This is a genomic window from aff. Roholtiella sp. LEGE 12411, assembly GCF_015206995.1.
Lineage (GTDB): Bacteria > Cyanobacteriota > Cyanobacteriia > Cyanobacteriales > Nostocaceae > Komarekiella.
Genome location: NZ_JADEXR010000244.1, coordinates 1 through 5572 on the forward strand (window position 1 = coordinate 1; position 5572 = coordinate 5572).

Annotated in this window: 5 protein-coding genes; 3 read left to right on the plus strand and 2 right to left on the minus strand. The window is 43.2% G+C overall.

Annotation, left to right across the window (positions count from 1 at the left end; translation table 11 throughout):
- Positions 1 to 148: 148 nt before the first annotated feature.
- Positions 149 to 1087, plus strand: coding sequence for an NAD-dependent epimerase/dehydratase family protein (locus tag IQ246_RS28550; RefSeq protein ID WP_194006658.1), 939 nt, complete (start codon positions 149 to 151; stop codon positions 1085 to 1087).
- A gap of 64 nt (positions 1088 to 1151) precedes the next feature.
- Here the strand turns inward: IQ246_RS28550 and IQ246_RS28555 are convergent, their stop codons facing one another.
- The gene (locus IQ246_RS28555) at positions 1152 to 1877 is read right to left on the minus strand and encodes a Uma2 family endonuclease (protein WP_194006662.1); all 726 of its coding nucleotides are present in this window, start codon (positions 1875 to 1877) and stop codon (positions 1152 to 1154) included.
- Between the two features lie 231 nt (positions 1878 to 2108).
- Between IQ246_RS28555 and IQ246_RS28560 the strand changes: the two genes are divergently transcribed.
- The gene (locus tag IQ246_RS28560) at positions 2109 to 2987 is read left to right on the plus strand and encodes an SMP-30/gluconolactonase/LRE family protein (RefSeq protein WP_194006659.1); all 879 of its coding nucleotides are present in this window, start codon (positions 2109 to 2111) and stop codon (positions 2985 to 2987) included.
- A 506-nt stretch (positions 2988 to 3493) separates the two neighbouring features.
- Here the strand turns inward: IQ246_RS28560 and pgsA are convergent.
- On the minus strand, positions 3494 to 4030 hold the full coding sequence (pgsA, locus tag IQ246_RS28565) for a CDP-diacylglycerol--glycerol-3-phosphate 3-phosphatidyltransferase (protein ID WP_194006660.1): 537 nt from the start codon (positions 4028 to 4030) through the stop codon (positions 3494 to 3496).
- A 94-nt stretch (positions 4031 to 4124) separates the two neighbouring features.
- On the opposite strand from pgsA, the gene IQ246_RS28570 reads away from it, so the two are divergent.
- Positions 4125 to 5546 (plus strand): aspartate ammonia-lyase, encoded by a 1422-nt coding sequence (locus tag IQ246_RS28570; protein WP_194006661.1) that lies wholly within the window; start codon positions 4125 to 4127, stop codon positions 5544 to 5546.
- Positions 5547 to 5572 lie beyond the last annotated feature (26 nt).

Genomic DNA, 5572 nt, shown 5'->3' on the forward strand with positions numbered 1-5572 from the left:
GGGCATGGGGCATGGGGCATTGAGAAGAATTTATTTTTTATCTCTTTCCCAATCCCTATTACTCAGTCTCTAGTCCCTAGTCCCTAATACCCAGTCCCTAATACCCAGTCCTTAGTCCCCCGACAACTGACATAGGAATTGGGAATTTATGCGAATTCTGATTATAGGTGGCACTCGGTTCATTGGTGTCTATTTGACTCAACTACTGGTGGAACAAGGACATGAGGTGGTACTATTCAATCGTGGTAATCATCCAGCACCATCCTTGCCAGGAGTAGGACAAATCACAGGCGATCGCACTGACGCAACTCAACTAAAGGAAAAGTTATCACAAGAGAAGTTCGATGTCATTTTTGACAATAATGGACGGGAACTTACGGATACTCAACCACTGGCAGAAATTTTTCAAGAGCGCGTGCAACATTTTGTATATATGAGTTCTGCGGGAGTATATCTCAAATCTGATCAATTACCCCATGTAGAAGGCGATACCGTCGATCCCAAAAGCCGTCATAAGGGTAAGCATGAAACAGAAGCTTATCTAATGCAATTGGGATTACCCTTTACCTCCATTCGTCCCACGTACATTTACGGCCCCCGTAATTATAACGAGTTAGAAAGCTGGTTTTTTGACAGAGTTGTGCGCGATCGCCCCATTCCAATTCCTGGTAACGGGTTGCACATCACTCAGCTAGGTCATGTAAAAGACTTAGCAAAAGCAATGACTCAGGTTTTGGACAATGAACGAGCAGTTGGGCAAATTTATAATATCTCCGGCGATCGCTTTGTTACTTTTGACGGTTTAGCCCGTGCTAGTGCTGTCGCTGCTGGCAAATCACCCGATGCTGTGAAAATTGTCCACTATGATCCGAAAAAGTTTGATTTCGGCAAGCGCAAAGCTTTTCCAATGCGGGTGCAGCATTTCTTTGCTTCGGTAAATAAAGCCATTACAGAATTAGATTGGCAACCAGAGTATGACCTGATTTCTGGGTTACAAGACTCATTGGAAAATGATTATTTGGCTTCTGGGCGAGATCAGGCTGATGTAGATTTCTCCGTGGATGAGGAAATTTTGCAAGCTTTGTAAGCAACATGATTAGGGCACAACAATGTTGTGCCCTTACGAAAAACTGATGCGTGCGATCGCACCGTCATACCTCATTGGGGTCAATGCCCAACTCTCGCAATCTTGCTGCTAATTGTTCAGCCCGTTGCCTTTCCTGTTCTAGTGGAGTGGGAACCCAATTCCCAGCCGCATCGTACCAGCGTAACCACAATCGCTCAATCCCTTGGTAGGAACCTTGCCAGAGTCCTAAGCCCATTTGCAAACCAGGCATCCACACCTTTGGTGTACTTAAGTTCAACTCGCTGTAACGGTCTGCGACTAGTTGGAAGGCTTGTAGTTTGTCGGTGTAGCGGTCAAACACAATGTAGTAGGGAACTCGCAAAATCCGCTCATAAACTTCCCACTTGGTGGGTGGTTGCTTAATCTCCCGGAGAGTTTGTCCTAAATCTTCTTTTTCAGTCCCAGGAGACAGCAGTTCTACCGCTACAAAGGGAGCAACTCCTTCTTGCCAGATGACATAACTTAAACGCAAGTTCTGCTGTTCATAGAGACGCGAAACTCCTACAGCAGCAAACCAATCTGGGCGTTTGTACCACAGTGTATGCTGGGGATCGTAATAAAGGTTTAAGTCACTGGCAACAAATACCTGGTCTGGTGGATAGTTGGGTGGAAAAAACGTTTCGCGCAAAAGCTGGGGTTGAAAAATGTGAAATTCATCAGGCAAACCAGGCTCCTTGGGATCTTCACTGGGAAGATCATACATCGTAGGTAGGGCTTCTTTGGCAGGGCGAGGCGGGTCTGTTTGATACATAGAAGTCATAAATTAAAAGAAAGATTTTTTCTTGTACCTGCGAAAGACGCGATCAATGGCGTCTTTATTTTTTACTGTAGAGTGATCGTGTTATTTTCTTTCGTATTGCTCAAATCACAAGGTTTTTCTAACTATTGAATATAGCAATTCCAGTTGATTGGTGAAGAACACCTGTTGACCTGTTGTTAATGAATTGTGTAAATGTCACTGAAATTATTATTTGTTAATAAAATGACCAAGATTTTACAATATCCACTCCACAACGTTTTAGAGGCGCGCGCCCGTTTGGGTGAAGTCCCCATTTGGGATTCAACCCAGAAGCTGCTTTACTGGATTGATATCTATAACCATCGAGTGCATCAATTCCATCCTGCTACAGGAAATAACACCTTTTTTGATGTGGGAGATGTAGTCGGTGCGATCGCTCAAGCCGGTGCAAATCGATTGATTATGGCGTTGCGTCATCACCTGGCTTTCCTCAACACTCACACAGGTGAAGTAACTCCAATCGCGGAAATGGAAGCAGATTTACCGGATAACCGTTTCAATGATGGCAAATGCGACTCTCAAGGTCGTTTCTGGTTCGGCTCAATGTGTTCTTTAGAAAAACCCCAGGCTAGCCTCTATCGCTATGACCATGATGGCTCATTGCATGTGATGGAAACAGGATTAACTATCTCTAATGGTTTGGGATGGAGTCCTGATCAAAAGACATTTTACTTGACCGATTCTCCTCAGCAAAAGATATATGCTTATGATTTTAATTCAGCAACGGGTAGCATCAGCGATCGCCGCATTTTTGTTGATTTAACTGGTGAGTCTTTTTATCCCGATGGGTTGACGATAGACAGTGAAGGACATATTTGGTCAGCTATGTGGGATGGGTGGTGTGTAATTCGTTTTAATCCCCAGGGTGAGGAGATATTGCGGATAAAGCTACCCGTGCAGTTGCCAACAAGCTGCACCTTCGGGGGCGATAATTTGCAAACACTCTACATTACTACCGCCTCAGTTGGACTCAGCCAAGTGGAAATCGAAAAAAGTTTCTACTCTGGTGACTTGTTTGCTCTCCAAACTGATGTTACTGGATTACCCAGCTATAATTTTTAGGTAATAAGTAGTAGCTTTATCGGGTTGAGGTTGAGGCTTTAAGTTTTACCACTACCATATTTTTCTAACAGTCCAATTTTGGTGCTTATTAGAAAATGCGGATAATGATAATAAATCTAGGGTCAAGTTCACACTTGTTTAACCCAAGTATTTATTTGTTTGCGAATTCTAAAATTGTTAATTTTTGCACTTCTGAACTCCAAGTTTTTAGTATAGAACTTAAAATTCCGAGTTCTCAGCTTAAAATTCCGAGTTCTGAGCTTGAAATATTGAGTTTTAAGCTTGAGGTTCCGAGTTCTAAACTGAAATTTCCAAGTTCAGAACTTAAATCTCCAAGTTCTCAGCTTGAAATTTTGAGTTCTCAGCTTGAAGTTCCGAGTTTTGAGCTTGTTCTAACAGCAATTTTCAATTGAGTAGCTTGTAGAATAGACATTGTAATGCTCACCTTACTGTAGTCTATTTATAAAAAAACTTGCTGTAAGAGTCCCGTGTAACTTTTTTGGGATTCACTTTGTACTTAATTGAGCGTTTTCCCCAGTAGAATTTTGTGGGATCAGGTAAACTACCCCAGATATTAACGTCAGGGCGACCGAAATCCAAAAAGTAATGAGAGATGGGATTTGCCACACTGGTGGTAGAGGTGCGATTAAAAGAGCGATCGCCACTATTTGACTAACGGTTTTGAGTTTACCCCAAATATTTGCCCCCGTAATCGTCGTTTGATTGACTCGCCAACCAGCGATCGCTAATTCCCGCCCTAAAATCAAAAACACTCCCCAAGCTGGAACCTTTCCTAGTTCAATCAACACCAATAACGGCGCAAGTACCAGCAATTTATCTACTAAAGGGTCGAGAAACTTACCTAATTCACTAATTTGGTTGAGTTTTCGCGCTAAATAGCCGTCTAACCAATCGGTTAATGCTGCAATTAGAAAAATTGTCAAACATATCCACCTAGCTTGTGGCGTGGGATTGTACAAGCCGTAAAGTAAAAATGGAATCCCCAAGAGGCGAGAGAAGGTAATCCAGTTAGGTAGAGTCATAGGGAATCTAAAAATGTGCAGATTCTATGCAGATTAGCTGATCTGAGTTTACCTGCGTGGGATGATCGGTTTTTTGATATTCACTAAACAATCTATGACTCAACAACCAGACTTAGAATTTCGCATCGAACGCGATTCGATGGGCGATCGCCAAATCGCCAGTAGCGTTTATTATGGTATTCAAACGCTGCGAGCGCTGGAAAACTTCTCTATTAGTGGTATAAGTCCTTTACCTACTTATGTAGATGCTTGTCTTCTAATTAAAAAAGCTACAGCCATTGTTAATGGTAAACTGAGTTGCATTCCCCAAGATATTAGTCAGGCAATTATCCAAGCTGCTGATGAAATACTTGCGGGTAAATTACGTGATCAGTTTGTGGTTGATGTCTATCAAGCGGGTGCTGGAACATCGCACCACATGAACGTCAACGAAGTTTTGGCCAATCGCGCTTTAGAAATTCTCGGCGAAGAAAAAGGCAATTACAAGCGTGTTAGTCCCAATGACCACGTTAACTATGGGCAGTCTACCAATGATGTGATTCCTACAGCAATTCGCATTGGTGGCTTATTGGCACTGTCAAAGACGTTACACCCAGCTTTAGATCAAGCGATCGCTGCTTTAGAAAACAAAGCTGTAGAATTTCAAGATATCGTTAAATCTGGCAGAACACATCTGCAAGACGCTGTACCCGTGCGTTTGGGTGAGAACTTTCGCGCTTGGGCGCAAATTCTCACAGAACATCAAAACCGCATTTATACAGCCTCCGGGGATTTGATGGTGCTGGGTTTAGGAGGTAGTGCTGCTGGAACAGGGATGAACACTCATCCTCAGTATCGTGCCCGTGTGGTAGAAATTCTCTCAGAACTGCTAAACTTTCCCTTGGAACCTGCACCCCACCTGATGGCAGCAATGCAGAGCATGGCTCCATTCGTCAATGTTTCCGGTGCTTTACGCAACTTGGCGCAGGATTTAGTTAAAATATCCCATGACTTGCGGCTGATGGATTCGGGGCCAAAAACTGGCTTGAAAGAAATTCAATTACCCCCAGTGCAACCAGGTTCCTCGATTATGCCAGGGAAATATAACCCGGTGATGGCAGAGATGACATCAATGGTATGTTTTCAGGTGATGGGTTACGATAGTGCGATCGCTTTAGCAGCCCAAGCGGGACAATTAGAACTAAATGTGATGATGCCGCTGATTGCCTATAACCTGATTCACAGTATCGAAATTCTTGGGTTAACCATCGCTGCACTCGCGCAACGCTGCATCCAAGGAATTACTGCCAACCAAGAACGTTGTTTAGCTTACGCTGAAGGCAGTTTAGCTTTAGTAACGGCACTCAATTCGCACATAGGTTATCTAAAAGCAGCAGATGTGGCCAAAGAATCTTTAGAAACTGGCAAATCTCTGCGACAAATTGTCTTAGAACAAGGATTGATGAGTGAGGCTGAATTAGCCACAGTGTTAAATTTGGAAGAAATGAGTGGTATCTTACCTCTGAAGACAGAATAATAGGGTATGGGGCATGGGGTATGGGG